The organism is Klebsiella sp. CN_Kp066, from assembly GCF_040065135.1.
GTDB lineage: Bacteria > Pseudomonadota > Gammaproteobacteria > Enterobacterales > Enterobacteriaceae > Klebsiella > Klebsiella oxytoca.
On record NZ_JBEAIU010000033.1, the window covers coordinates 40,804 to 65,663 of the forward strand.

Annotated in this window: 23 protein-coding genes; 17 read left to right on the forward strand and 6 right to left on the reverse strand. The window is 57.1% G+C overall.

Annotated features, from left to right (window positions below; genetic code table 11):
* The first annotated feature begins 227 nt into the window (after positions 1–227).
* Positions 228–1,670 (forward strand): deoxyribodipyrimidine photo-lyase, encoded by a 1,443-nt coding sequence (phrB, locus tag ABLV75_RS11585; RefSeq protein WP_004100262.1) that lies wholly within the window; start codon positions 228–230, stop codon positions 1,668–1,670.
* On the opposite strand, the gene dtpD is transcribed toward phrB, so the two are convergent.
* On the reverse strand, positions 1,639–3,120 hold the full coding sequence (dtpD, locus tag ABLV75_RS11590; protein ID WP_004100264.1) for a dipeptide permease DtpD: 1,482 nt from the start codon (positions 3,118–3,120) through the stop codon (positions 1,639–1,641). The two genes, phrB and dtpD, sit on opposite strands and share 32 nt — an antisense overlap.
* Positions 3,121–3,390: 270 nt before the next feature.
* On the opposite strand from dtpD, the gene ABLV75_RS11595 reads away from it, so the two are divergent.
* The 8 genes from ABLV75_RS11595 to nei all read left to right on the forward strand — a co-directional run bounded on the left by ABLV75_RS11595 (position 3,391) and on the right by nei (position 9,713).
* Positions 3,391–4,134: a type 2 GTP cyclohydrolase I gene (locus tag ABLV75_RS11595; protein WP_004100265.1), complete on the forward strand. Its 744-nt coding sequence runs from the start codon at positions 3,391–3,393 to the stop codon at positions 4,132–4,134.
* A 15-nt stretch (positions 4,135–4,149) separates the two neighbouring features.
* Positions 4,150–4,806 carry a 5-oxoprolinase subunit PxpB gene (gene pxpB, locus ABLV75_RS11600; protein WP_004100266.1) on the forward strand — a complete coding sequence of 219 codons (657 nt, stop codon included), beginning with the start codon at positions 4,150–4,152 and terminating at the stop codon, positions 4,804–4,806.
* Complete coding sequence (gene pxpC, locus ABLV75_RS11605) at positions 4,800–5,732, forward strand: 5-oxoprolinase subunit PxpC (RefSeq protein ID WP_004100268.1); 933 nt, start codon at positions 4,800–4,802, stop codon at positions 5,730–5,732. Before pxpB ends, pxpC begins: the two co-directional genes overlap by 7 nt.
* Positions 5,722–6,468, forward strand: a complete 747-nt coding sequence (pxpA, locus tag ABLV75_RS11610) for a 5-oxoprolinase subunit PxpA (RefSeq protein ID WP_004100269.1) — start codon at positions 5,722–5,724, stop codon at positions 6,466–6,468. Before pxpC ends, pxpA begins: the two co-directional genes overlap by 11 nt.
* Positions 6,469–6,534: 66 nt before the next feature.
* Positions 6,535–7,260: a DUF969 domain-containing protein gene (locus ABLV75_RS11615; RefSeq protein WP_004100271.1), complete on the forward strand. Its 726-nt coding sequence runs from the start codon at positions 6,535–6,537 to the stop codon at positions 7,258–7,260.
* Positions 7,257–8,252: a DUF979 domain-containing protein gene (locus tag ABLV75_RS11620; protein ID WP_004100273.1), complete on the forward strand. Its 996-nt coding sequence runs from the start codon at positions 7,257–7,259 to the stop codon at positions 8,250–8,252. Before ABLV75_RS11615 ends, ABLV75_RS11620 begins: the two co-directional genes overlap by 4 nt.
* A gap of 9 nt (positions 8,253–8,261) precedes the next feature.
* Positions 8,262–8,906, forward strand: a complete 645-nt coding sequence (gene pcp, locus ABLV75_RS11625) for a pyroglutamyl-peptidase I (protein ID WP_004100274.1) — start codon at positions 8,262–8,264, stop codon at positions 8,904–8,906.
* A gap of 15 nt (positions 8,907–8,921) precedes the next feature.
* Positions 8,922–9,713, forward strand: a complete 792-nt coding sequence (gene nei, locus ABLV75_RS11630) for an endonuclease VIII (protein ID WP_004111444.1) — start codon at positions 8,922–8,924, stop codon at positions 9,711–9,713.
* A gap of 45 nt (positions 9,714–9,758) precedes the next feature.
* On the opposite strand, the gene gltA is transcribed toward nei, so the two are convergent.
* On the reverse strand, positions 9,759–11,042 hold the full coding sequence (gene gltA / locus ABLV75_RS11635; protein ID WP_004100276.1) for a citrate synthase: 1,284 nt from the start codon (positions 11,040–11,042) through the stop codon (positions 9,759–9,761).
* Between the two features lie 640 nt (positions 11,043–11,682).
* Between gltA and sdhC the strand changes: the two genes are divergently transcribed.
* The 8 genes from sdhC (at position 11,683) to sucD (ending at position 21,488) form a co-directional block, all read left to right on the forward strand.
* Complete coding sequence (gene sdhC, locus ABLV75_RS11640; protein WP_004100277.1) at positions 11,683–12,087, forward strand: succinate dehydrogenase cytochrome b556 subunit; 405 nt, start codon at positions 11,683–11,685, stop codon at positions 12,085–12,087.
* A complete protein-coding gene (gene sdhD, locus ABLV75_RS11645; protein ID WP_004100278.1) occupies positions 12,081–12,428 on the forward strand; it encodes a succinate dehydrogenase membrane anchor subunit in 348 nt (115 codons plus the stop codon). Before sdhC ends, sdhD begins: the two co-directional genes overlap by 7 nt.
* Entirely contained in the window at positions 12,428–14,194 is a 1,767-nt protein-coding gene (gene sdhA / locus ABLV75_RS11650; RefSeq protein WP_004100279.1) for a succinate dehydrogenase flavoprotein subunit, read from the forward strand. Before sdhD ends, sdhA begins: the two co-directional genes overlap by 1 nt.
* Positions 14,195–14,209: 15 nt before the next feature.
* Positions 14,210–14,926, forward strand: a complete 717-nt coding sequence (gene sdhB / locus ABLV75_RS11655; protein WP_004100281.1) for a succinate dehydrogenase iron-sulfur subunit SdhB — start codon at positions 14,210–14,212, stop codon at positions 14,924–14,926.
* A 380-nt stretch (positions 14,927–15,306) separates the two neighbouring features.
* Complete coding sequence (gene sucA, locus ABLV75_RS11660; RefSeq protein ID WP_004100282.1) at positions 15,307–18,114, forward strand: 2-oxoglutarate dehydrogenase E1 component; 2,808 nt, start codon at positions 15,307–15,309, stop codon at positions 18,112–18,114.
* A gap of 14 nt (positions 18,115–18,128) precedes the next feature.
* A complete protein-coding gene (gene odhB, locus ABLV75_RS11665) occupies positions 18,129–19,349 on the forward strand; it encodes a 2-oxoglutarate dehydrogenase complex dihydrolipoyllysine-residue succinyltransferase (RefSeq protein WP_004100284.1) in 1,221 nt (406 codons plus the stop codon).
* A 103-nt stretch (positions 19,350–19,452) separates the two neighbouring features.
* A complete protein-coding gene (gene sucC, locus ABLV75_RS11670) occupies positions 19,453–20,619 on the forward strand; it encodes an ADP-forming succinate--CoA ligase subunit beta (protein WP_004100286.1) in 1,167 nt (388 codons plus the stop codon).
* A complete protein-coding gene (sucD, locus tag ABLV75_RS11675; protein WP_004100288.1) occupies positions 20,619–21,488 on the forward strand; it encodes a succinate--CoA ligase subunit alpha in 870 nt (289 codons plus the stop codon). Before sucC ends, sucD begins: the two co-directional genes overlap by 1 nt.
* A 97-nt stretch (positions 21,489–21,585) precedes the next feature.
* Here sucD and ABLV75_RS11680 read toward each other — a convergent pair whose 3' ends face one another.
* Genes ABLV75_RS11680 through ABLV75_RS11695 form a run of 4 tightly spaced genes read right to left on the reverse strand, consistent with a single transcriptional unit; the run spans position 21,586 to position 24,838 of the window.
* Positions 21,586–22,239 (reverse strand): aspartate/glutamate racemase family protein, encoded by a 654-nt coding sequence (locus tag ABLV75_RS11680; RefSeq protein WP_004100289.1) that lies wholly within the window; start codon positions 22,237–22,239, stop codon positions 21,586–21,588.
* Positions 22,236–22,655 carry a heme-binding protein gene (locus ABLV75_RS11685; RefSeq protein WP_004100290.1) on the reverse strand — a complete coding sequence of 140 codons (420 nt, stop codon included), beginning with the start codon at positions 22,653–22,655 and terminating at the stop codon, positions 22,236–22,238. Before ABLV75_RS11685 ends, ABLV75_RS11680 begins: the two co-directional genes overlap by 4 nt.
* A 5-nt stretch (positions 22,656–22,660) precedes the next feature.
* The gene (locus ABLV75_RS11690; RefSeq protein WP_004100291.1) at positions 22,661–24,004 is read right to left on the reverse strand and encodes a bile acid:sodium symporter family protein; all 1,344 of its coding nucleotides are present in this window, start codon (positions 24,002–24,004) and stop codon (positions 22,661–22,663) included.
* 21 nt (positions 24,005–24,025) lie between these two features.
* The gene (locus tag ABLV75_RS11695; RefSeq protein ID WP_004100292.1) at positions 24,026–24,838 is read right to left on the reverse strand and encodes a 3-keto-5-aminohexanoate cleavage protein; all 813 of its coding nucleotides are present in this window, start codon (positions 24,836–24,838) and stop codon (positions 24,026–24,028) included.
* Positions 24,839–24,860: the final 22 nt, after the last annotated feature.

Sequence of the window (24,860 nt, forward strand, 5' to 3'; positions counted from 1 at the left end):
GCCGTGGAAACAGGCTAATGTATTGAGATTGCGGTTTATTTACCCTGTCTCCTCCGCCAGACTCGCGACACAGCGTGCCAACAGATTGCTTTATCATCATGCCGCCGGTTTATCCGGCGGTTTTTTTTTGCCATGAGTGGCTTACACTTATTCACTCCCCGAAGGTTAACCTGCGGGAGGATTAAATATACGTCGAACTTATCAATTTTCATCATGAAAGGAATGTTATGGCCACCCATCTGGTCTGGTTTCGCGCGGATTTGCGCATCCACGATAACCTGGCGCTCGCCGCCGCCTGCCGCGATCCGCATGCCAGGGTGCTGGGATTATTCATCGCCACGCCAGGGCAATGGCGTCAGCACGGTATGGCGCCGCGCCAGGCGGCGTTTATGGTCAGCCATCTGCACAGCCTGCAAGCGGCGCTGGCCGAAAAGGGGATCCCGCTGCAGATTGAACATGCTGAAGATTTCACCGCCAGCGTAGAGCTACTCGTCAGCATTTGCCGGCAGCAGCAGGTGACGCATCTGTTTTACAACTACCAGTATGAAATCAATGAGCGCCAGCGCGATGCGGCGGTGGAGAGAACCTTAGCAGAGGTGACCTGTCAGGGGTTTGATGACAGCGTGCTGCTGCCGCCCGGCAGCGTGCTGACCGGCAGCCGCGAAATGTATAAGGTATTTACGCCGTTTAAAAATGCTTTTGTTCGGCGTTTACAGGAGGCGCTGCCGGAGTGCGTCGCCGCGCCGAAAGTCCGTGCGGGTGGGCCCATCACAGCCTCGTCTGCAGTAAAAATAGATTTTCCACAGACGTCATTCGATAGCGAACTGTTCGCCGCGGATGAAAAAAGCGCTATCGCCCGGCTTCGCGGCTTCTGCCAGCAAAAGGCCGCCGAATATGAACAGCAGCGCGATTTTCCGGCCATCGAAGGGACCAGCCGGCTGTCGCCGTGCCTGGCGGTGGGCGCGCTCTCGCCGCGCCAGTGTCTGCACCGCTTGCTGGTGGAGCTGCCGCGGGCGCTGGATGGCGAAGCCGGAGCGGTATGGCTCAACGAGCTTATCTGGCGCGAGTTTTATCGCCACCTGATGGTTTACTACCCGGACTTGTGTAAAGGTCGGCCTTTTATTGGCTGGACCGATAAGGTTGCCTGGCTGGACGATAAAGCCGCGCTTCAGGCCTGGCAGCGTGGGCAAACCGGCTTCCCGATTGTCGACGCCGCGATGCGTCAGCTTAATGCGACCGGCTGGATGCATAACCGCCTGCGGATGATTGTCGCCAGTTTTCTGGCGAAAGATCTGCGCATCGACTGGCGGCTGGGGGAGCGCTATTTTATCGAACAGCTTATAGATGGCGATTTGGCGGCGAATAACGGCGGCTGGCAGTGGGCGGCTTCGACCGGCACCGATGCCGCGCCCTATTTTCGTATTTTTAACCCTACGACCCAGGGAGAGCGCTTCGACAAAGCGGGGCAGTTTATTCGTCAATGGCTACCGGAGCTGGCCGGGGTGCCTGAGAAAGCGCTGCATCAACCGTGGCTGTGGGCGGAGAAACAGGGCGTAACGCTGGATTATCCGCGCCCGATTGTCGATCACAAACAGGCGCGGCTGGAGACGCTGGCGGCCTGGGAAGCCGCCAGAGAAGTTAAGACTCCATCGCCAGGCGGCGAGCCCTGATCTTAACGGAGTGATACAGCCAGATAGCCAGCACCAGGCCGACGCAGGCCAGCGAGCCCCAGGTTATCTGGCTGAACACCTCAATGTAGGCATTAATTGAATAGTTGATGGCTCCGGCGGCGTCGAACGATCCCTGCGAGGTTTGATCGGCAATAACCCCAGCCAGATAGTTGGCGATAGCGCCGGAGAGCAGCATATATATGCCGGTCAGCACGCCGGTCACGCCGGGGATCTCGATACGGGTAATCTGCGACATCGCCACCGGGTCGATAAACAGTTCGGCAAACCCCATCACCGCCAGGCCCAGCACCATCAGCGGCATTGAGGAGTGCCCATAGGCGGCTGACCAACGTGCGCTAAGGGTCAGGATGCAGAACCCGGCGCTCATCAGGCCAAGGCCCAGCGCGAACTTACCCCAGATGCGCACGGTACGGTTGCCGTTGATGTTTTCTTTCACCAGCCACGCCAGAACCACCCCGCAGAGCATCACCGCAAAGGCATTGACCGACTGGAACATCGCGGTCGGAATCTCATAGCCCATAAAATGACGGTTAACAAAACGGTCGATGTACAGGCTGATGGAGCTGCCGCCCTGCTGCGCAAAGGCCCAGAACAGCAGGCTGAAGCAGGTGAGCACCATAATCAGGCGCAGCTCTTTACGCTGCCTGGCGGTCTCTGCCCGCAGGTAGATCCGCGCCAGTACCGCCAGACCAATCACCGTCGCGACAATCAGCGCGTACACCGACCACTCCTGCCAGAACAGCACGGTGATCAGCAGCGGCGCGGCGATCAGCAGAACCAGCAGCCAGCCCCAATTCGGTAAGACAAAACTCCGCGCCCGCAGCGCTTCGCGATTCACGCCCCGGGTGTGGCGGAAATGGTGATTGCCGCTGAGGAAAATCACCAGCCCGGCAATCATGCCAACGGCCGCCAGCGCGAAGCCCATCGCCCAGCTGTACTCTTGCTGTACGTAGCCGCAGGCGATTGGCGCGACGATAGATCCGACGTTGCCCGCCGCGTACATCAGCGAAAAACCGCCATCGCGACGCGGGTCTGTGGGTTCATACAGTTCACCGAGCAGACAGCTGACGTTGGATTTAAACAGCCCGTAGCCGCAGACAATAATCGCCAGCGACAGATAGAGAAAGGTGGGGGCGATTTCGCTGGCGCCGAGCACCAGATGGCCGATGGCCATCAGCAGCGCGCCGAGCATCACCGCCATACGGTTGCCCAGCAGCTTATCGGCCAGGAAGCCGCCGAGAATAGGCGTGACGTAGACTAAAGAACAGTAGGCGCTGAACAGCGCATAGGCATGATTATCGTCATACTTGAGCTGATTGGTGAGATAAAGAATGAGCAGCGCGCGCATGCCGTAAAAACTGAAGTATTCCCAGATTTGCAGCGCGACGACGTAATAAATCGCCCGCGGCTGTGAAGATTGTGTGTTCATGAAACGCTTTGTCCTGCCATAAAAATGAAAGTCGATCTTTCTGCATGAATAGCCACTCCCTAGTGATATTCATGGCCTTATAGGCTTTCTGGTTATTTAATATGCTGTAATAGTGCATAAATATACACGAATGCGCGAGGGAGTGAGTAGACAAATTGCGGGATTTTGTGAATGGGCAAAATTGACGGCGACGCGGCAGGACTATCGACGGATTGGGCGGATACCGTTATGTTATTCCTCTGCATAAAACGATGACCTGGTGGAACGGCAATGAAAAATAGTGAACTGGAACAACTGATTAATGAAAAACTCAATAGCGCGGCCATCAGTGATTACGCACCCAATGGGCTCCAGGTGGAAGGTCGCGAGACGGTTCGGAAAATCGTCACCGGCGTAACCGCCAGCCAGGCGCTGCTTGATGAGGCCGTCCGTCTTGAGGCGGATGCGGTCATCGTCCACCACGGCTACTTCTGGAAAGGCGAGTCGCCGATTATTCGCGGCATGAAGCGTAATCGCCTCAAAACGCTGCTGGCTAACGACATCAACCTTTACGGCTGGCATCTGCCGCTTGATGCCCATCCGGAGCTGGGCAATAACGCCCAGCTGGCGTCGCTGCTCGGCATTAATGTGATGGGCGAAATTGAACCGCTGGTGCCGTGGGGCGAACTGTCGATGGCGGTCTCGGGCCTGGAACTGGCGTCGTGGATTGAAGCGCGGCTGGGGCGCAAACCGCTGTGGTGCGGCGACACCGGGCCGGACAAAGTGGCCCGCGTGGCGTGGTGTACCGGCGGCGGCCAGAGCTTTATCGACAGCGCAGCCCGCTTTGGCGTTGATGCATTTATTACCGGCGAAGTTTCAGAGCAAACCATCCATTCGGCGCGCGAGCAGGGGCTGCATTTTTACGCCGCCGGACATCATGCCACCGAGCGTGGCGGAATTCGCGCGTTAAGCGAATGGCTGACGGAAAATACCGAGCTGGATGTCACCTTTATTGATATCCCGAACCCGGCCTGATGAACGGAGGTAAAAGTGCAGCGAGCGCGTTGTTATTTATTAGGTGAAACGGCAGTCGTACTGGAGCTTGAACCTCCGGTGACGCTGGAGAGTCAGAAGCGGATCTGGCGATTAGCCCAACGGCTGGTTGGTCATACCGAGGTGGTGGAAGCCGTTCCGGGTATGAACAACATTACCGTGATACTGCGAAATCCCCAGCAGACGGCGTGGGACGCGATCGAGCGCCTGCAAATCTGGTGGGAGGAGTGCGATACGCTCGAACCGGAATCGCGGGAGATTCTGGTGCCGGTCGTTTACGGCGGAGAAGGCGGTCCGGATTTGGGGGAAGTGGCTCGCCACAGCGGACTGAGCGAAAAGCAGGTGGTGGAGCTGCATTCATCGGTGGAGTACGTGGTGTGGTTCCTCGGCTTCCAGCCGGGGTTCCCCTACTTCGGCGGCCTGCCGGAGCGCCTGGCGATGCCGCGGCGGGCGGAACCGCGCCTGCTGGTGCCGGCGGGTTCGGTAGGGATCGGCGGAGCGCAGACCGGGATTTATCCGCTGGCGACGCCGGGAGGTTGGCAGCTGCTGGGCCGAACGCCGCTGGCGCTATTTGATCCGAAGCGCAAGGAGCCGGTGCTGCTGCGCTCCGGCGACAGAGTGCGTTTCGTCCCGCAAAAGGAGGGCGTATGTTAAAAATCATCCGTGCCGGGATGTATACCTCGGTGCAGGACGGCGGGCGTGAAGGTCTGCGTCAGCTGGGCATCAGCCGCTGCGGTGCGATGGATAAACCGGCGCTGGTTACCGCGAATCTGCTGGTGGGCAACGGGGCCAATGCCGCGGCGCTGGAGATCACGCTGGGCCAGGTGGATATTCAATTTGAACGCAGCGGCTGGTTCGCGCTCACCGGCGCCGCCTGCGAGGCGAAGCTTGACGGCGAGCCGGTGTGGGTGGGCTGGCGGACGGCGGTCAAGGCCGGGCAGCGTCTGGTGCTCAAGAATCCACAGCACGGCGTGCGCAGCTATCTGGCAGTGGCGGGCGGCATCGCGGTGCCGAAGGTGCTGGGCTCGCGCAGTACCGATCTGAAAGTGGGTATTGGCGGTCTGGAAGGTCGACGTTTGCAGGATGGAGACCGACTGAAGCTGGGGAAATCGGATAAGCAGTTCCGCGGGCCGCGCGGGGTGAAGCAACTGCCCATCGGCAACCGCATCCGCGCGCTGCCCGGCCCCGAGTATCAGGAGTTTGACAGCGTGTCGCAGGACACTTTCTGGCGTTCGCCGTGGCAGCTTAGCCCGCAGAGCAACCGCATGGGCTATCGTCTGCAGGGGCAACCGCTGAAGCGGACGACCGATCGCGAGATGCTTTCGCACGGTCTGCTGCCTGGCGTGGTGCAGGTTCCGCATAACGGTCAACCTATCGTACTGATGAACGATGCCCAGACCACCGGCGGTTACCCGCGCATCGCGACGATTATCGAGGCCGATATGTATCAGCTGGCGCAAATCCCGCTGGGGCAGCCGATCCACTTTGTTCCCTGCTCTCTGGAGGAGGCGCTGAAGGCGCGCGCCGACCGGCAACGTTATTTTGAACAACTGGCATGGAGACTGAACGATGAAGATTGATTTAAACGCCGACCTTGGCGAAGGCTGCGCCAACGATAGCGCGCTACTGCAGCTGGTCTCTTCCGCCAATATCGCCTGCGGTTTCCATGCGGGCGATGCGGTGATGATGCTGCAGTGCGTGCGCGAAGCGCTGAAATATGGCGTCGCGGTGGGCGCGCACCCCAGCTTCCCCGACCGGGAAAATTTTGGCCGCACGGCGATGCAGCTGCCGCCGGAGACGGTTTATGCGCAAACGCTGTATCAGGTGGGCGCGCTGGCGGCGCTGGTGCGCGCGCAGGGCGGCGAACTACAGCACGTCAAACCGCACGGCATGCTCTATAACCAGGCGGCAAAAGATCCGCAGCTTGCTGACGCTATCGCCAAAGCGGTATATGACGTTGACGCCGGTCTGGTGCTGGTGGGCCTGGCGGGCAGCGAGCTGATTCGCGCCGGGCAGCGTTATCAGCTGACCACCCGCCAGGAGGTCTTCGCCGACCGCGGCTATCTGGCGGACGGTAGCCTGGTGCCGCGCACTCAGCCAGGGGCATTGATCGAGAGTGAAGAGCAGTCGCTGGCGCAAACGCTGGAAATGGTGCAGCACAGCCGGGTACGCAGCATCACCGGCGAATGGGCGCACGTGGTGGCGGAAACCGTTTGTCTGCACGGCGACGGCGAGCATGCGCTGGATTTTGCGCGTCGCCTGCGCGCGGCGTTCGCCGGACGTAACATTCAGGTGAGCGCGGAAGCAGAAGAATAAAAATAATATTATTAATCAATAAATTAATAATAAACAACACTTCACAACAACATACAGGATGTAATTATGGGAGAGTCATTATCTCTCTGGCCGCTGATCGGCATTGCCGCGATCGTGGTCGGATTTGTTCTGCGTTTTAACCCGGTGCTGGTGGTTATTGTTTCCGGGATCATCACGGGTCTGACGGCGCATATGCCGATCGCGACCATTCTGGAGAAGCTGGGTGAAGGATTTCTCAATACCCGCAATCTGCCGTTTATTCTTCTGTTGCCGCTGGCGGTGATTGGCCTGCTGGAGCGGCACGGTCTGAAAGAGCGCGCGCAGACGTGGATCGCGAAAATCCGCAGCGCCACCGCCGGTCGTCTGCTAATCGTCTATCTTTTCGTGCGTGAAGTGACCGCGGCGATGGGCCTTACCAGCCTGGGCGGTCATCCGCAGATGGTGCGCCCGCTTCTGGCGCCGATGGCGGAAGGGGCGGCGGAAAAAAACTTTGGCGCCTTGCCGGGAAATGTCCGCTATCGCCTGCGCGCGATGTCAGCGGCCACCGACAACGTGGGCCTGTTCTTCGGCGAAGATATTTTCGTTGCCTTCGGGGCGATTATCTTTATGCATAACTTTATGCTGGAGTCGGGGGGCATTCAGACTGAGCCGCTGCATATTGCCCTGTGGGGGATCCCAACGGCGGTATGCGCCTTCCTGATCCACTCTGCCCGCCTGTGGCGCCTCGACCGTCATCTCCAGCGCGAGCTGGACAAGGTTAACGCCGGGCAGGCGAAAGGCGGTGCCGTATGAATTTTCAGCAAACCTGGTTGTACTGGCTGGCGGGCGTCGTTCTGCTGGTGGTAGCGGTGATGTCATGGCGCGATAAGGCTAATCCGCGCAGGCTGACAACCGGTCTGTTCTGGGGTCTGTACGGCGTGGTCTTTCTGTTCGGCGACTGGACCTATGCGCTGGTCGGCGACAAGCGCCTCGTCAATATCGGCGTTGGCGTGGTGGTCGTGGTGCTGGCGCTGATCGCCGGATTTGGCGGCGTGCGTCTCGGTCGTTATCACCAGCGCTCGCAGGAAGAACGCAGCGCCAGCGCCGCGCGCCTCGGCAATCGGCTGTTTTTCCCGGCGCTGGCGATCCCGGTAGTGACGGTGATCGGCGTCCTGCTGTTTAATAATTTGCCCTCGCTGCAGGTCGCCATCTTTGGCCCGGGCAATCACGCCACGCTGATTACGCTGTTTTCAATGACTGCGGGCACGTTGATTGGTCTGGTAATGGCTATCCGCATGACCCATGAAACGGCGGTTCAGCCGTTACAGGAAGCTCGCCGTCTGCTGGATTCTGTGGGCTGGGCGTTTATTTTGCCGCAAATTCTGGCGGTTCTTGGGCTGCTGTTTACCGCCGCGGGCGTCGGCAACAGCATCTCCTGGCTGACGCAGCACTATCTGGCGGTGGACAGCCGGTTTATCGCCGTCGCCGTCTATACCCTTGGGATGGCGCTGCTGACGATGGTGATGGGCAACGCGTTTGCCGCTTTCCCCATCGTGACGGCAGGGGTCGGGATCCCGATTCTGGTGCTGCAGCACGGCGGTAACCCGGCGGTGATGGCGGCAATTGGCATGTTCTCCGGCTACTGTGGAACGCTGATGACGCCTATGGCGGCGAACTTCAATATCGTCCCGGCCGCGCTGCTGGAGCTGCCGGACAAAAACGCGGTGATCAAAGCCCAGGTGCCGACCGGCATTATGTTACTTATCGTGAACGTATTTTTGCTCTATTTCCTGATGTTCCTGTAAGGAGGGATGATGGCTGGCGTATTGATTACCGGTTTTGAACCGTTCGGCGGCGAAGCGGTTAACCCTTCGTGGGAAGTGGTAAAGCAGCTGGATGGCGCTATCATTGCCGGGCAACCGGTGGTGGCGCGGCAGCTGCCCTGCGTCTTCGGCGAGGCCCTGACGGTGCTGAACGTCGCGCTGGATGAGCTGCAGCCGCGCCTGATCCTGGCGATTGGTCAGGCGGGCGGTCGCGTCGACATCACCGTTGAACGGGTAGCGATCAACGTCGATGATGCGCGGATCCCGGATAATAAAGGTCTGCAGCCCATTGACGTACCGATCGTGGCTGACGGTCCGGCGGCGTACTTTAGCACGCTGCCGATCAAAGCGATCGTTGCCGCGCTGCGCAGCAAGGGGATCCCGGCGTCGGTATCGCAGACGGCGGGGACGTTTGTCTGTAATCACGTGATGTACGGTCTGCTGCATAGCCTGCGTAACAGCAGCGGCGTGAAGGGCGGGTTTATCCATATTCCGTATTTGCCTGAGCAGGCTGCGGCTCACCCCGGTGCCGCCAGTATGGCGGTAGAGACGGTGCGTGCGGCGCTGGAAACGGCTATCGCCGTTGCCCTGCAGCAGGATGGCGACGTGAAAATCGGCGGCGGCGCAACGCATTAACACAAGGATATTATTATGCCGGAAGGTCCGGAAATTCGCCGTGCGGCGGATAGCCTGGAAGCGGCGATTAAAGGCGAACCCCTGACTGAGGCGTGGTTCGCCTTCCCGCAGTTACAACATTATCAATCCCAGCTTGTCGGCCAGCGAGTAACACGCATTGAAACACGCGGTAAGGCGCTGTTGACCCATTTCTCCGGCGGATTAACGCTGTATAGCCACAATCAGCTGTATGGCGTCTGGCGAGTGGTGGACGCGGGGGCGCAGCCAGAAACCACGCGCGTGTTGCGCGTTCGGCTGCAGACGGCGCGTAGAGCGATTTTGCTCTACAGCGCCTCCGATATTGAAATGCTGACGCCCGAGCAGCTCGCCCGACATCCATTTTTGCTGCGGGTCGGACCGGATGTGCTCGATATGAGCCTTAGCGTTGAACAGGTTAAAGAGCGGCTGCTGTCGGCGAAATTCCGCAACCGCCAGTTCTCCGGACTGCTGCTGGATCAGGCGTTTCTTGCCGGATTGGGCAACTATCTGCGCGTGGAGATCCTCTGGCAGGTCGGGCTAACCGGTCGTCATAAAGCCTCTGAACTGGATGAAAAGCAGCTCAATGCGCTGGCGCATGCGCTGCTGGAGATCCCGCGTTTGTCCTATAACACGCGCGGTCTGGTGGACGACAATAAGCACCACGGCGCGCTGTTTCGCTTTAAGGTTTTTCATCGCCAGGGTGAGGTCTGCGAGCGCTGCGGCGGGATTATCGAGAGGACCATGCTCTCGTCGCGGCCGTTTTACTGGTGCCCCGGATGCCAGCAATAAAAAAACGCGCCTTCAGGCGCGTTTTTTGTCGCTGCGAAAGCTGACTTAGCGAGCGATATCGTTCTTGAAGTCGCGTTTTTCGTAGCCGGTATAGAGCTGACGCGGACGGGCGATTTTCATGCCATCGCTGTGCATTTCGTTCCAGTGCGCAATCCAGCCCACGGTACGCGCCATCGCGAAGATAACGGTAAACATCGAAGACGGAATGCCCATCGCTTTGAGGATGATACCGGAATAGAAATCGACGTTCGGGTAGAGTTTCTTCTCGATGAAGTACGGGTCGTTGAGCGCAATGTGCTCAAGCTCCATGGCTACTTCCAGCAGATCGTCCTTCGTTCCCAGTTCTTTCAGCACTTCATGACAGGTTTCACGCATCACGGTGGCGCGCGGGTCGTAGTTTTTGTACACGCGGTGGCCAAAGCCCATCAGGCGGAAAGAGTCGTTTTTGTCTTTCGCGCGACGGACGAATTCCGGAATGTGTTCAACGGAGCTGATCTCTTCGAGCATCTTCAGCGCCGCTTCGTTGGCGCCGCCGTGTGCCGGTCCCCACAGGGAAGCAATGCCTGCAGCGATGCAGGCGAACGGGTTGGCGCCGGAGGAGCCGGCAGTCCGCACGGTGGAGGTGGAAGCGTTCTGTTCGTGGTCGGCGTGCAGGATCAGAATACGGTCCATGGCGCGTTCCAGAATCGGGTTCACTTCATATTTTTCACACGGCGTGGAGAACATCATATTCAGGAAGTTACCCGCGTAGGAGAGGTCGTTGCGCGGATAAACGAAAGGCTGGCCGATGGAATATTTGTAACACATTGCCGCCATCGTCGGCATCTTGGAGAGCAGACGGAATGCGGCGATATCGCGGTGGCGTGGGTTATTTACATCCAGCGAATCGTGATAGAACGCAGCCAGCGCACCGGTGATACCGCACATGACGGCCATCGGATGAGAATCGCGGCGGAACGCGTGGAACAGACGAGTGATCTGCTCGTGAATCATGGTGTGGCGCGTCACGATGGTTTTAAATTCGTCGTACTGTGCCTGGGTCGGTTTCTCACCGTTTAACAGGATGTAGCATACTTCCAGATAGTTAGAGTCGGTTGCTAACTGATCGATCGGGAAACCGCGGTGCAGCAGGATACCTTCATCACCGTCGATAAAGGTGATTTTAGATTCGCAGGATGCGGTTGAGGTGAAACCAGGGTCAAAAGTAAATACACCTTTTGAACCAAGACTACGAATATCAATAACATCCTGACCGAGAGTGCCCTTTAGCACATCCAGTTCAATAGCAGTATCACCACCCAGGGTGATTTTTGCTTTAGCATCAGACATTTATGGTCTCCTTAGCGCCTTTATTGCTTAAGACTGCCGGGGTGGTGGATTTGCATTCGGCCCGTAGCAGATGACGTTACCAGTTTGTTATGTTGCACATCGCTCTGCGTCGCGAAAGGGGCAGGGTACAGAGCAAGGGCGCTTGATGGTACGTCTTCAGCCTACGATGAAACAGCAGCAAATCAGCGTTTTAGCAGCCCGAATATTATAAAACTATATACCACTAATAACTGTCCTGATTACATCGGTCAATACTCTCTCACTGTTGCATAACTTATTCTCAGGTAAAAGAGTGACCCCATAACTTTTGCGTATTATTGCATTTATCTGGTAATGGTTGTAACAATAATGTTTAATATTTGTCAAATCAGATGATTAAAAATTAAAAATATGTTGTTATCGTGACATAGATCACTGTTCGGGAGAAAACCCGACAAACTATATGTAGGTTAATTGTAATGATTTTGTGAACGGCCTATACTGCCGCCAGGTCTCCGGAACACCCTGCAATCCCGAGCCACCCAGCGTTATTTTGTCACGCTTTAACTCCTGGAAAGGCGTTTTAACATGACTTTTAGTTATAGATAAGGACGCTGTCTGACCCGCAAGCAGACCGGAGGAAGGAAACAATAAGAACAGCATGTGGGCGTTATTCATGGTAAGAAATGTGAAAAAACAAAGACCTGTCAATCTGGATCTGCAAACGATCCGGTTCCCAATCACGGCGATAGCGTCCATTCTCCATCGCGTATCCGGAGTGATCACCTTCGTGGCGATCGGGATTCTGCTATGGCTGCTGGGCACCAGCCTTTCCTCTCCCGAAGGTTTCCTCACAGCGGCATCCATTATGGATAGCTTCTTTGTGAAATTCATCATGTGGGGCATCCTGACCGCGCTGGCGTATCACGCGGTGGTCGGTATCCGCCATCTGCTGATGGATTTTGGCTATCTTGCAGAAACTCTCGAATCAGGGACACGCTCCGCCAAAATTTCTTTTGTTATTACTGTCGTGCTTTCACTTCTCGCAGGAGTCCTCGTATGGTAAGCAACGCCTCAGCACTAGGACGCAACGGCGTACATGACTTTATTCTGGTCCGTGCTACCGCTATCGTTCTGACCCTCTACATCATCTATATGGTTGGCTTCTTTGCCACCACCGGTGAAATTTCATGGGAAGTCTGGACGGGCTTTTTCTCCTCCGCGTTCACTAAAGTCTTCACCCTGCTGGCTCTCGTTTCCATTCTGATCCACGCCTGGATCGGCATGTGGCAGGTGTTAACGGACTACGTTAAACCACTGGCCGTGCGCTTAATTCTGCAACTGCTGATCGTTGTTGCGCTGGTGGCTTACGTTCTTTATGGATTTGTTGTGGTGTGGGGTGTGTAATGAAATTGCCTGTCAGAGAATTTGATGCAGTTGTGATTGGTGCCGGTGGCGCAGGTATGCGCGCGGCGCTGCAGATTTCCCAGAGCGGCCAAAGCTGTGCGCTGCTCTCCAAAGTTTTCCCGACCCGTTCCCATACCGTTTCCGCACAGGGCGGTATCACCGTCGCGCTCGGTAATACCCATGAAGATAACTGGGAATGGCACATGTACGACACCGTTAAGGGGTCGGACTACATTGGCGATCAGGATGCCATCGAATATATGTGTAAAACCGGCCCGGAAGCGATTCTGGAGCTGGACCATATGGGTCTGCCGTTCTCGCGTCTCGATAACGGCACGATTTATCAGCGCCCGTTCGGCGGCCAGTCGAAAAACTTCGGCGGCGAGCAGGCGGCACGTACCGCTGCGGCGGCTGACCGTACCGGTCACGCCCTGCTACATACTCTCTATCAGCAGAACCTGAAAAATCACACCACGATTTTCTCCGAGTGGTACGCGCTGGATCTGGTGAAAAACGCCGATGGCGCGGTGGTCGGCTGTACCGCCCTGTGCATCGAGACCGGTGAAGTGGTTTACTTCAAAGCCCGCGCTACCGTGCTGGCGACCGGCGGCGCCGGCCGTATTTACCAGTCCACCACTAATGCGCATATCAATACCGGCGACGGCGTTGGCATGGCGATCCGCGCCGGCGTTCCGGTACAGGATATGGAGATGTGGCAGTTCCACCCGACCGGTATTGCCGGGGCGGGGGTTCTGGTGACCGAAGGCTGCCGCGGCGAAGGCGGCTATCTGCTGAATAAACACGGCGAGCGCTTTATGGAGCGTTATGCGCCGAATGCGAAAGACCTGGCGGGTCGCGACGTAGTGGCGCGTTCCATCATGATCGAAATCCGTGAAGGTCGCGGCTGCGACGGTCCGTGGGGCCCGCACGCCAAGCTGAAACTCGATCACCTCGGTAAAGAAGTGCTTGAGTCCCGCCTGCCGGGTATCCTGGAACTCTCCCGTACCTTTGCCCACGTCGACCCGGTGAAAGAGCCGATTCCGGTCATTCCAACCTGCCACTATATGATGGGCGGTATTCCGACCAAAGTGAGCGGCCAGGCGCTGACCGTCAACGAGCAGGGCGAAGACGTAGTGATTCCGGGGCTGTTTGCGGTAGGCGAAATCGCCTGCGTATCGGTACACGGCGCAAACCGTCTGGGCGGCAACTCGCTGCTTGACCTGGTGGTCTTTGGCCGCGCGGTAGGTCTGCATCTGCAAGAGTCTATCGCCGAGCAGGGCGTACTGCGCGATGCGACGGATGACGAGATCGACGCTTCTCTGGAACGTCTGAACCGCTGGAACGGCAACCGGAATGGCGAAGATCCGGTCGAAATCCGCAAAGCGCTGCAAGAGTGTATGCAGCATAACTTCTCGGTATTCCGCGAAGGGGATGCGATGGCGAAGGGCCTTGAGCAGCTGAAAGCCATCCGCGAGCGCCTGAAAAACGCCCGTCTGGATGATACTTCCAGCGAGTTCAACACCCAGCGCGTTGAGTGCCTGGAGCTGGATAACCTGATGGAAACCGCTTACGCCACCGCAATGTCTGCAAATTATCGTACCGAAAGCCGCGGCGCGCATAGCCGCTTCGACTTCCCGGATCGTGATGATGAAAACTGGCTGTGCCATTCCCTGTATCTGCCAGAGTCGGAATCCATGACGCGTCGTAGCGTCAATATGGAACCGAAACTGCGTCCGGCATTCCCGCCGAAGATTCGTACTTATTAATGCGGAGACAGGAATATGAAACTCGAGTTTTCAGTTTATCGTTATAACCCGGACGTAGACGATGCTCCGCGTATGCAGGATTACACCCTGGAAGCGGAAGAGGGTCGTGACATGATGCTGCTGGATGCGTTAATCCAGCTGAAAGAGAAAGATCCGTCGCTGTCGTTCCGTCGCTCCTGTCGTGAAGGGGTATGCGGTTCCGACGGTCTGAACATGAACGGTAAAAATGGTCTGGCGTGCATCACGCCGATCTCCGCGCTGAATCAGCCGGGTAAGAAAATTGTTATCCGTCCGCTGCCAGGATTACCGGTTATCCGTGATTTGGTGGTAGACATGGGGCAATTCTATGCACAATATGAGAAGATTAAGCCTTACTTATTGAATAATGGGCAAAATCCTCCGGCTCGTGAGCATCTGCAGACGCCAGAGCAGCGTGAGAAACTCGATGGTTTGTACGAGTGTATTCTCTGCGCATGTTGTTCGACTTCTTGCCCGTCGTTCTGGTGGAACCCGGACAAGTTTATCGGCCCGGCTGGCCTGCTGGCCGCGTATCGCTTCCTGATCGACAGCCGCGATACCGAAACCAGCGATCGACTCGAAGGGCTGAGCGATGCTTTCAGCGTATTCCGCTGTCACAGCATTATGAACTGCGTCAGTGTGTGTCCTAAGGGGCTGAACCCGACGCGCGCCATCGGCCATATTAAGTCGATGCTGCTGCAGCGCAGTGCGTAAGTAACCCGGTCTGTCCCGGATGGCGCTACCGCGTATCCGGGCAATCCGAAGCAGTAGCCCCGGCAAGCGTTCGCGCCGCCGGGGGATATAGCAGGAAATCTTTAAAAACCGCCAAATATGTACCAGTAATCAAGGCGTTCAGAGCGAGGTAAGGCGGCAACTGAACGCATCCCCGGGAGCATAGTGAACTATGTGACCGGGGTAAGTGAAGGCAGCTAACGCAACCGCAGCCTGAACGCCGAAGATTAATGGCAGTTTTTAAAGGTTCCTTAGCGGACGAAACCACAACTCCTCCGCAACAAGTGAACCCCGGCACGTACAACTTCTGTGCGTGGTAGTTTCTACGGCGAAATAAGCATATAAATGCTTAAGGGATCACGATGCAGAACGGCGCAATGAAAGCCTGGCTGGACTCTTCTTACCTCTCTGGTTCGAACCAGAGCTGGATAGAACAGCTCTATGAAGACTTCTTAACCGATCCTGACTCTGTTGACGCCAACTGGCGTTCTATGTTCCAGCAGTTACCTGGCACCGGAGTCAAACCGGATCAATTTCATTCCAAAACGCGTGATTATTTCCGCCGCCTGGCGAAGGATGCCTCGCGTTACACTTCTTCGATTTCCGACCCTGACACCAATGTGAAGCAGGTTAAAGTCCTGCAGCTCATCAACGCATACCGCTTCCGTGGTCACCAGCATGCGAATCTCGATCCGCTGGGACTGTGGCAGCAAGAGAGAGTGGCGGATCTCGATCCGGCTTACCACGATCTGACCGAGGCCGATTTCCAGGAGATCTATAACGTAGGTTCTTTCGCCATCGGCAAAGATACGATGAAGCTGGGCGATCTGATCTCCGCCCTTAAGCAGACCTACTGCGGCTCCATCGGCGCGGAATATATGCATATTACCTCCACCGAAGAAAAACGCTGGATCCAGCAGCGCATTGAGTCGGTAGCAGGCAAAGCGAACTTTAGCGCCGAAGAGAAAAAACGCTTCCTCAGCGAATTGACCGCGGCGGAAGGCCTGGAGCGCTACCTCGGCGCGAAATTCCCGGGCGCTAAACGCTTCTCGCTGGAAGGCGGCGACGCGCTGATCCCGATGCTGAAAGAGATTATCCGCCACGCGGGTAAGAGCGGCACCCGCGAAGTGGTGCTGGGTATGGCGCACCGCGGACGTCTGAACGTGCTGGTCAACGTGCTGGGTAAAAAACCGCAGGACCTGTTCGACGAGTTCGCCGGTAAACATAAAGAACACCTCGGCACCGGTGACGTGAAGTACCACATGGGCTTCTCTTCCGATATGGAAACCGAAGGCGGCCTGGTGCACCTGGCGCTGGCGTTTAACCCGTCGCATCTGGAAATCGTCAGCCCGGTGGTTATCGGCTCCGTCCGCGCTCGTCTCGATCGTCTCGACGAACCGAGCAGCAACAAAGTTCTGCCGATCACCATTCACGGCGACGCCGCGGTAACCGGCCAGGGCGTGGTTCAGGAAACCCTGAACATGTCCAAAGCGCGCGGTTACGAAGTCGGCGGTACCGTACGCATCGTTATCAACAACCAGGTGGGTTTCACCACTTCCAACCCGCTGGATGCGCGTTCTACCCCGTACTGTACCGATATTGGTAAAATGGTCCAGGCGCCTATTTTCCACGTGAATGCCGACGATCCGGAAGCGGTCGCTTTCGTGACTCGCCTGGCGCTGGACTTCCGTAACACCTTTAAACGCGATGTCTTCATCGACCTGGTGTGCTACCGCCGTCACGGCCACAACGAAGCCGACGAGCCGAGCGCAACCCAGCCGCTGATGTATCAGAAAATCAAAAAGCATCCGACCCCGCGCAAAATCTACGCTGACAAGCTGGAAGCGGATAACGTCGCGACGCTGGAAGACGCCACTGAGCAGGTTAACCTCTACCGCGACGCGCTGGATGCCGGCGAATGCGTGGTGAAGGAGTGGCGTCCGATGAATATGCACTCCTTTACCTGGTCTCCGTACCTCAACCACGAGTGGGATGAGAGCTATCCGGACAAAGTTGAACCTAAGCGTCTGCAGGAGCTGGCAAAACGCATCAGTACGGTACCGGAAGCCGTTGAAATGCAGTCGCGCGTGGCGAAAATCTACGGCGATCGTCAGCTTATGGCCGCCGGCGAGAAGATGTTTGACTGGGGCGGCGCGGAAAACCTCGCCTACGCCACGCTGGTCGATGAAGGCATTTCGGTGCGTCTGTCCGGCGAAGACTCCGGGCGCGGAACCTTCTTCCACCGCCATGCGGTGATTCACAACCAGAAAAATGGCTCAACCTATACGCCGCTGCAGCACGTGCACAACGGCCAGGGCCATTTTAAAGTCTGGGACTCCGTGCTGTCGGAAGAAGCAGTGCTGGCGTTTGAATACGGCTACGCCACCGCTGAGCCGCGCACCCTGACCATCTGGGAAGCGCAGTTCGGCGACTTCGCCAACGGCGCGCAGGTGGTCATCGACCAGTTCATCAGCTCCGGCGAGCAGAAATGGGGCCGTATGTGCGGCCTGGTGATGCTGCTGCCGCACGGCTACGAAGGCCAGGGCCCGGAGCACTCCTCCGCGCGTCTGGAGCGCTATCTGCAGCTCTGCGCTGAGCAGAATATGCAGGTTTGCGTACCGTCCACCCCGGCGCAGGTTTACCATATGCTTCGTCGCCAGGCGCTGCGCGGCATGCGTCGTCCGCTGATCGTGATGTCGCCGAAATCGCTGCTGCGTCACCCGCTGGCGGTATCAAGCATGGACGAACTGGCTAACGGCACTTTCCAGCCGGCGATCGGTGAAATCGACCAGCTCGATCCGAAAGCAGTGAAGCGGGTTGTGCTGTGCTCTGGTAAGGTTTACTACGACCTGCTGGAACAGCGTCGTAAAAACGAGCAAAAAGATGTCGCTATCGTTCGCATAGAGCAGCTCTATCCGTTCCCGCATCAGGCGGTACAGGAAGCGCTGAAGCCTTATGCGCACGTGCATGATTTTGTCTGGTGCCAGGAAGAACCGCTCAACCAGGGCGCGTGGTACTGCAGCCAGCATCACTTCCGTGAAGTGATTCCGTTTGGGGCCTCTCTGCGTTATGCAGGCCGCCCGGCCTCCGCCTCTCCGGCGGTAGGATACCTGTCCGTTCACCAGAAACAGCAACAAGATCTGGTCAATGACGCGCTGAACGTCGATTAATTAAAGGATACATAATGAGTAGCGTAGATATTCTGGTTCCCGACCTGCCTGAGTCCGTAGCTGACGCAACGGTTGCCACCTGGCATAAAAAACCGGGCGATGCGGTTGTTCGTGACGAAGTGCTGGTAGAAATCGAAACTGACAAAGTGGTACTGGAAGTACCGGCTTCAGCGGATGGCATTCTGGACGCGGTGATTGAAGACGAAGGCGCCACCGTGCTTTCCCGTCAGATCCTCGGCCGCCTGCGCGAAGGTAACAGCGCGGGCAAAGAGTCCGGTGCGAAAGCTGATGCTAAAGAGTCGACTCCGGCCCAGCGTCAGCAGGCTTCTCTGGAAGAGCAAAATAACGATGCGCTGAGCCCGGCAATCCGTCGTCTGCTGGCGGAACACAGTCTCGACGCGGCAGCCATTAAAGGCACCGGCGTTGGCGGCCGTCTGACCCGCGAAGACGTTGAGAAACACCTGGCGAAAGCGCCAGCGAAGGCGGAGGCCCCGGCCGCAGCGCCAGCCGCTGCTCCGGCTCCACAGCTGGGCAATCGCTCTGAAAAACGCGTGCCGATGACCCGTCTGCGCAAGCGCGTTGCCGAGCGTCTGCTGGAAGCGAAAAATTCTACCGCCATGCTGACGACCTTCAACGAAGTCAACATGAAGCCGATTATGGATCTGCGTAAGCAGTACGGCGAAGCGTTTGAAAAACGTCACGGTATCCGTCTGGGCTTTATGTCCTTCTACGTGAAGGCGGTAGTGGAAGCGCTGAAGCGCTACCCGGAAGTGAACGCCTCTATCGATGGCGATGACGTGGTGTACCACAACTACTTCGACGTCAGCATGGCGGTCTCTACGCCGCGCGGCCTGGTAACGCCGGTTCTGCGCGATGTCGACCTGCTGGGCATGGCGGATATCGAGAAGAAAATTAAAGAGCTGGCAGTAAAAGGCCGCGACGGCAAGCTGACCGTAGACGATCTGACCGGCGGTAACTTCACCATTACCAACGGCGGCGTATTCGGTTCACTGATGTCCACGCCGATCATCAACCCGCCGCAGAGCGCGATTCTGGGTATGCATGCCATTAAAGATCGCCCGATGGCGGTGAATGGTAAGGTAGAAATTCTGCCGATGATGTACCTGGCGCTCTCCTACGACCACCGTCTGATCGACGGACGTGAATCGGTAGGCTACCTGGTAGCGATTAAAGAGCTGCTGGAAGACCCGACTCGTCTGCTGCTGGACGTGTAGTCAGCAAGAGTATTACCTACCGTAGGCCGGATAACGCGCCCTGGCGCCGTTATCAGGCCTACAGGTTTAAAGATAATTATTCCCTGAAGGATGGACTGAACACATGAACTTACATGAATATCAGGCAAAACAACTTTTTGCCCGCTATGGCTTACCGGCGCCGGTGGGTTATGCCTGTACTACTCCGCGTGAAGCAGAAGAAGCCGCTTCTAAAATCGGCGCGGGTCCGTGGGTAGTGAAATGTCAGGTTCACGCTGGTGGCCGCGGTAAAGCGGGCGGTGTGAAGGTAGTAAAAAGCAAAGAAGACATTCGCGCATTTGCTGAGCACTGGCTGGGCAAGCGCCTCGTCACCTATCAAACAGATGCGAACGGCCAGCCGGTTAACCAGATTCTGGTTGAAGCCGCGACCGATATCGATAAAGAGCTATACCTGGGCGCAGTAGTTGACCGCAGCTCCCGTCGCGTGGTCTTCATGGCCTCCACCGAAGGCGGCGTGGAAATCGAAAAAGTGGCGGAAGAGACTCCGCATCTGATCCACAAGATCGCCCTCGATCCGCTGGCGGGCCCGATGCCTTACCAGGGTCGTGAACTGGCGTTTAAACTGGGTCTGGAAGGTAAACAGGTTCAGCAGTTCACTAAAATTTTCATGGGCCTGGCGACCATTTTCCTTGAGCGCGACCTGGCGCTGATCGAGATCAACCCGCTGGTTATCACCAAACAGGGCGATCTGATCTGCCTCGACGGCAAGCTGGGCGCTGACGGCAACGCGCTGTTCCGCCAGCCGGATCTGCGCGAAATGCGCGACCAGTCGCAGGAAGATCCGCGCGAAGCGCAGGCTGCGCAGTGGGAACTGAACTACGTCGCGCTGGACGGCAACATTGGTTGCATGGTTAACGGCGCGGGCCTGGCGATGGGCACCATGGACATCGTTAAGCTGCACGGCGGCGAACCGGCTAACTTCCTTGACGTTGGCGGCGGCGCAACCAAAGAGCGCGTCACTGAAGCGTTCAAAATCATCCTCTCTGATGACAACGTAAAAGCGGTTCTGGTTAACATCTTCGGCGGTATTGTACGCTGCGACCTGATTGCCGACGGCATCATCGGCGCGGTTGCCGAAGTGGGCGTTAACGTACCGGTAGTCGTACGTCTGGAAGGTAACAACGCCGAACTGGGCGCGAAGAAACTGGCTGACAGCGGCCTGAATATTATTGCAGCGAAAAGTCTGACGGATGCAGCTCAGCAGGTTGTTGCCGCAGTGGAGGGGAAATAATGTCCGTTTTAATTAATAAAGACACCAAGGTTATCTGCCAGGGTTTCACCGGTAGCCAAGGCACATTCCACTCTGAACAAGCCATCGCTTACGGTACGCAAATGGTCGGCGGCGTCACCCCGGGCAAAGGCGGCACCACGCATCTGGGCCTGCCGGTATTCAATACCGTTCGCGAAGCGGTCGAAGCCACCGGCGCAACCGCATCCGTCATCTACGTTCCGGCGCCGTTCTGCAAAGATTCTATTCTGGAAGCTATCGATGCTGGCATTAAGCTGATTATCACCATCACCGAAGGTATCCCGACGCTGGATATGCTGACCGTGAAAGTGAAGCTCGACGAAGCGGGCGTGCGCATGATCGGGCCGAACTGCCCGGGCGTGATCACTCCGGGCGAATGCAAAATCGGCATCATGCCGGGCCACATTCACCAGCCGGGTAAAGTGGGCATCGTTTCCCGTTCCGGTACCCTGACCTATGAAGCGGTTAAGCAGACCACCGACTACGGCTTTGGTCAGTCCACCTGCGTGGGCATCGGCGGCGACCCGATTCCGGGATCCAACTTCATCGATATCCTGAAACTGTTCCAGGAAGATCCGCAGACCGAAGCGATTGTGATGATCGGTGAGATCGGCGGTAGCGCGGAAGAAGAAGCGGCCGCTTACATCAAAGATCACGTGACCAAACCGGTTGTCGGCTACATCGCCGGCGTGACCGCGCCGAAAGGCAAACGTATGGGGCACGCGGGTGCCATCATTGCGGGTGGTAAAGGGACGGCGGATGAAAAATTCGCCGCTCTGGAAGCCGCTGGCGTGAAAACCGTTCGCAGCCTGGCCGATATCGGCGAAGCGCTGAAAACCGTCATTAAGTAATAAGTAAAAAAACAGCCCTGACTTTCTGCATGGTCAAGGGCTGGTCCAGTTTCGACATGGTTGGCCATCTGATGATGGCCTTTTTTTTGCCCGTAACTCAGCTCTCCGCCAGCGCTTTCAGCCAGCGAATCCCGCTTTCTGGTGAGGTCATGACCGGTACCGGCGGGGCAGGGAGCTGCTGCAATACCCGGGCCATTGAGGCTTGCGCCAGCATCACTACATCCGCCTGGCTAAACGCGCTTTGTAGCCCTTCACTGACGATTCGGTCATGGGTATCTATATCGCCTGCCAGCAGCGCGTGGAATGCCTCTTCCATTAATATGGGGGTAATGGCGCGCGGCTTACCGCTCTCCTGTACTTTGCGCTGGACGTAATCCAGCGTCGGCTTTAGCGTGGTCGCTACGGTTGCCAGCACGGCGATACGCTCGCCTTTTTCAATCGCTTCTTCGACCATCGCGTTGTCAATACGGGCGAGCTGAAGCGGCGTCAGAAACTGGCACTGTTCCACCGCCGTGCCAATAGAAGAGCAGGCGGTAATGAAAATATCGCAGTCCGCTTTTTCGGCAATATGCACGTAGTCGGCGATGCGGGCGGCAATATTCGGCGTTACCCCTCCGGCCTTCATTACCTGCTTGATCATGGATTCTTCCACCAGATGCATGACTTCCACTTCCGGCATGATATCGGCAATCAGCTGCTGCATCATCGCGAGCGTCGCTGAACTGGTGTGCAGCATAGCGATCTTTTTCATTGGGCTATCTCCTTAAGCAAATTTTCTGCGACGGCCAGCGCCGCGTCGTGATCTTCCTGTGCCGATAGCCCGCCTACCGCGACGGCGCCGAGACATTTACCGTCGTACAGAAGCGGGACCCCGCCGGGCAGGGCGGTAAAATGCGGATCGGCAAAGTAACTGATGTCCAGCTGCTCTTTTTGCAGGCGCTGTAAAAATGCCTGCGTGGTACAGCCGAGGCGACTGCTGGTATGCGCCTTGCGCTGGGTAAGTTCAATGGTTAACAATTTGGCATTGTCCATCCGCGCGAAGCTGAGCAGCTCCCCGCTGGCGTCGCACACCGCTACGCTTAGCGGGCGCTTTGCATAGCAGGAGTCAGCGAGGTCAAGCGCGAACGCTACGGCGCGTAAAGCCTGTTCCAGAGTGAGGGTCGTCATGGTGATTATCCTTTTGAAAGATGTTCAGAAACGGTCTGAGCGGGGTTGTTCGCGGCGGCCTGCGCCTGTCGGGCGTCCTTTTTGCGCCAGTAGTTCGCCAGCAGCGAACCGCTGACGTTGCCAAGCGGAGTCATCACCGCGGAAGCAAGGCCCACCGTTGCCAGCTTGCCCATCGCGGCGGCAAGCCCCGACGCCATTCCGCCGTTTTGCAGTCCGACTTCAAAGGCCACGGTACGGGCGGACTGTACGTCCATGCGAAAGATCCAGCGACTCATCAGATAGCCAATCAGGAAACCGCCGAGGTTATGCATCAGCATGGCGAAACAGAGCAGGAAGCCGACCTGCACCAGGTTGTCGCGTCCCGCAGCGGCGGCGGTGGTCGTGAAGAAAATAATCCCTATCATCGAGATAGTCGGCATGATTTTCTTAATACCTTCAACGCGACCATACAGCCAGTTGTAAAACAGCGCCCAGACGAGACCGCCAGCCACGAAGTTGACAACCACGGCGTACATTTGCGCTTCGGCGCCGGCGCTGGCGAACAGCGTGTTCCAGCCTCCGGCGCTCATATACAGCAGCCACAGGGCGCCGAGCCCGGCCAGTCCCTGCACAATACGGCGGCCGCGTATACTGGCGTAGGTTTTCAGGTAGTCGTGTAAGATCGCCGCGCCGATCGGGATGAGCACGATTTTCACCACGTCCATCACCATTGCGGTCAGCTGAATATCGATCATCGAGCCCGCCAGCAGGTTAACCCACAGCGGCGTCATCACCGTGGCCGCCAGGGTTGATACTGCCGCTATCGATACCGCCAGCGCCAGGTTAGCGTTGGCGATGTAAACCATCACCGTCGAAGAGAGGCCGCTGGGACACGCGCCAATCAGCAGGATGCCCACCGCGACTTCCGGCGGAAAGTTGAAGACCAGGGTAATGGTCAGGCCGAGCAGGGGCATAATGACAAAATGGCAGAAGGTACCGATAAACACCGCCCATGGCATTTTGGCGACATCGATAAAATCCTGGATCGTCAGCTTGGTGCCCATGCTGAACATAGTGGCCTGGATGACCAGGAAAACGATCCATTTATGGGTGATGTTAAAGCCGCCCCAGACGATCAGATCCGTAGACCAGGTCATCGCGGCAACGAAACCGGCGATGATCCACAAGGTAAACTGATAGCTGCGTAACCCCGGCCAGTATCCTGCTCCCGCCGCAAAACCGGCGGTGAACATCACCAGCCCAGGCTGCCAGAGCGCGGGTGAATGCATCAGCGCGCCAACCGCCACCAGGGCGGCACCGGCGATGCTGACGCCGAGACCGGTTTTGTGAATAACAGTGGTCATAGTCATAGCGAAATGTCCTTTCTGTTGTTATTGCTGCCGGGGGGGAATAGATAACATTTGCCGCGCAATGTCGGGCGTGGCGACTTTCTTATCCATGCTGCGAATCAGGGTGGCGAGTTTGGCGACCTGCTGATGGTTATTCTGGGCTTTTTCTTCCGCGCTTAAATAATAGCTATCCTCAAAGCCAATTCGAACCTCGCTGGCGCCCATGGCGACTGCGGCAGCGATAATGTCGAAATTCTTTCTGCCAAAATGCGTTATTCCCCATAAGGCCTCGCGGGGGAGCATGCTGCGCATGGCAATTAATGTATCAATCGTGGCGGGGGTAGTGCCGCGATGCCCCAGTACAATATTAAACAGCATCGGGGTTTTGAATTTTATATTTTCCTGCAGAGCAAGGATATTATTAATCATGCCAATTTCGAAAACTTCAAATTCGGGAATTATGTTATGCGCGATGATTTGTCTTGCACAATATTCGACGTCCGGGCCGGGATTAAAGTAAACGGCATCGCCAAGGTTAACGGAGCCGACGTTAAGCGACGCCATCTCCACTCCTGAGCAGGCCAGGGGCGCGCAGCGTTCGGCGATGGACAGCGAAGAGACGCCGCCGGTAGAGGCCTGAATTATCAGGTTTGAATGGCGCATCACAGGGTCGATTGTGGCCTGAAAATCGACGGTGTCCGGCGTCAGACGCCCCTGCTTATCACGGACGTGCAGATGAACAATCGCCGCGCCATATTCTACGCTGGCGAGTATTTCCTGCGCCAGTTCTTCGGGTATAACTCGAGGGCAATCCGCGGCAACGGGTGCCAGCGAGATAATAACGGTATCCGACATATTTTCCTCCGGTACAGAGAGA

Coding starts and splice junctions, on each gene's coding strand:
- phrB (WP_004100262.1), top strand. CDS start 228: ATGGCCACCCATCTGGTCTGGTTTCGCGCGGATTTGCGCATCCACGAT.
- dtpD (WP_004100264.1), bottom strand. CDS start 3,120: ATGAACACACAATCTTCACAGCCGCGGGCGATTTATTACGTCGTCGCG.
- ABLV75_RS11595 (WP_004100265.1), top strand. CDS start 3,391: ATGAAAAATAGTGAACTGGAACAACTGATTAATGAAAAACTCAATAGC.
- pxpC (WP_004100268.1), top strand. CDS start 4,800: ATGTTAAAAATCATCCGTGCCGGGATGTATACCTCGGTGCAGGACGGC.
- pxpA (WP_004100269.1), top strand. CDS start 5,722: ATGAAGATTGATTTAAACGCCGACCTTGGCGAAGGCTGCGCCAACGAT.
- ABLV75_RS11615 (WP_004100271.1), top strand. CDS start 6,535: ATGGGAGAGTCATTATCTCTCTGGCCGCTGATCGGCATTGCCGCGATC.
- ABLV75_RS11620 (WP_004100273.1), top strand. CDS start 7,257: ATGAATTTTCAGCAAACCTGGTTGTACTGGCTGGCGGGCGTCGTTCTG.
- pcp (WP_004100274.1), top strand. CDS start 8,262: ATGGCTGGCGTATTGATTACCGGTTTTGAACCGTTCGGCGGCGAAGCG.
- nei (WP_004111444.1), top strand. CDS start 8,922: ATGCCGGAAGGTCCGGAAATTCGCCGTGCGGCGGATAGCCTGGAAGCG.
- gltA (WP_004100276.1), bottom strand. CDS start 11,042: ATGTCTGATGCTAAAGCAAAAATCACCCTGGGTGGTGATACTGCTATT.
- sdhC (WP_004100277.1), top strand. CDS start 11,683: ATGTGGGCGTTATTCATGGTAAGAAATGTGAAAAAACAAAGACCTGTC.
- sdhD (WP_004100278.1), top strand. CDS start 12,081: ATGGTAAGCAACGCCTCAGCACTAGGACGCAACGGCGTACATGACTTT.
- sdhA (WP_004100279.1), top strand. CDS start 12,428: ATGAAATTGCCTGTCAGAGAATTTGATGCAGTTGTGATTGGTGCCGGT.
- sdhB (WP_004100281.1), top strand. CDS start 14,210: ATGAAACTCGAGTTTTCAGTTTATCGTTATAACCCGGACGTAGACGAT.
- sucA (WP_004100282.1), top strand. CDS start 15,307: ATGCAGAACGGCGCAATGAAAGCCTGGCTGGACTCTTCTTACCTCTCT.
- odhB (WP_004100284.1), top strand. CDS start 18,129: ATGAGTAGCGTAGATATTCTGGTTCCCGACCTGCCTGAGTCCGTAGCT.
- sucC (WP_004100286.1), top strand. CDS start 19,453: ATGAACTTACATGAATATCAGGCAAAACAACTTTTTGCCCGCTATGGC.
- sucD (WP_004100288.1), top strand. CDS start 20,619: ATGTCCGTTTTAATTAATAAAGACACCAAGGTTATCTGCCAGGGTTTC.
- ABLV75_RS11680 (WP_004100289.1), bottom strand. CDS start 22,239: ATGAAAAAGATCGCTATGCTGCACACCAGTTCAGCGACGCTCGCGATG.
- ABLV75_RS11685 (WP_004100290.1), bottom strand. CDS start 22,655: ATGACGACCCTCACTCTGGAACAGGCTTTACGCGCCGTAGCGTTCGCG.
- ABLV75_RS11690 (WP_004100291.1), bottom strand. CDS start 24,004: ATGACTATGACCACTGTTATTCACAAAACCGGTCTCGGCGTCAGCATC.
- ABLV75_RS11695 (WP_004100292.1), bottom strand. CDS start 24,838: ATGTCGGATACCGTTATTATCTCGCTGGCACCCGTTGCCGCGGATTGC.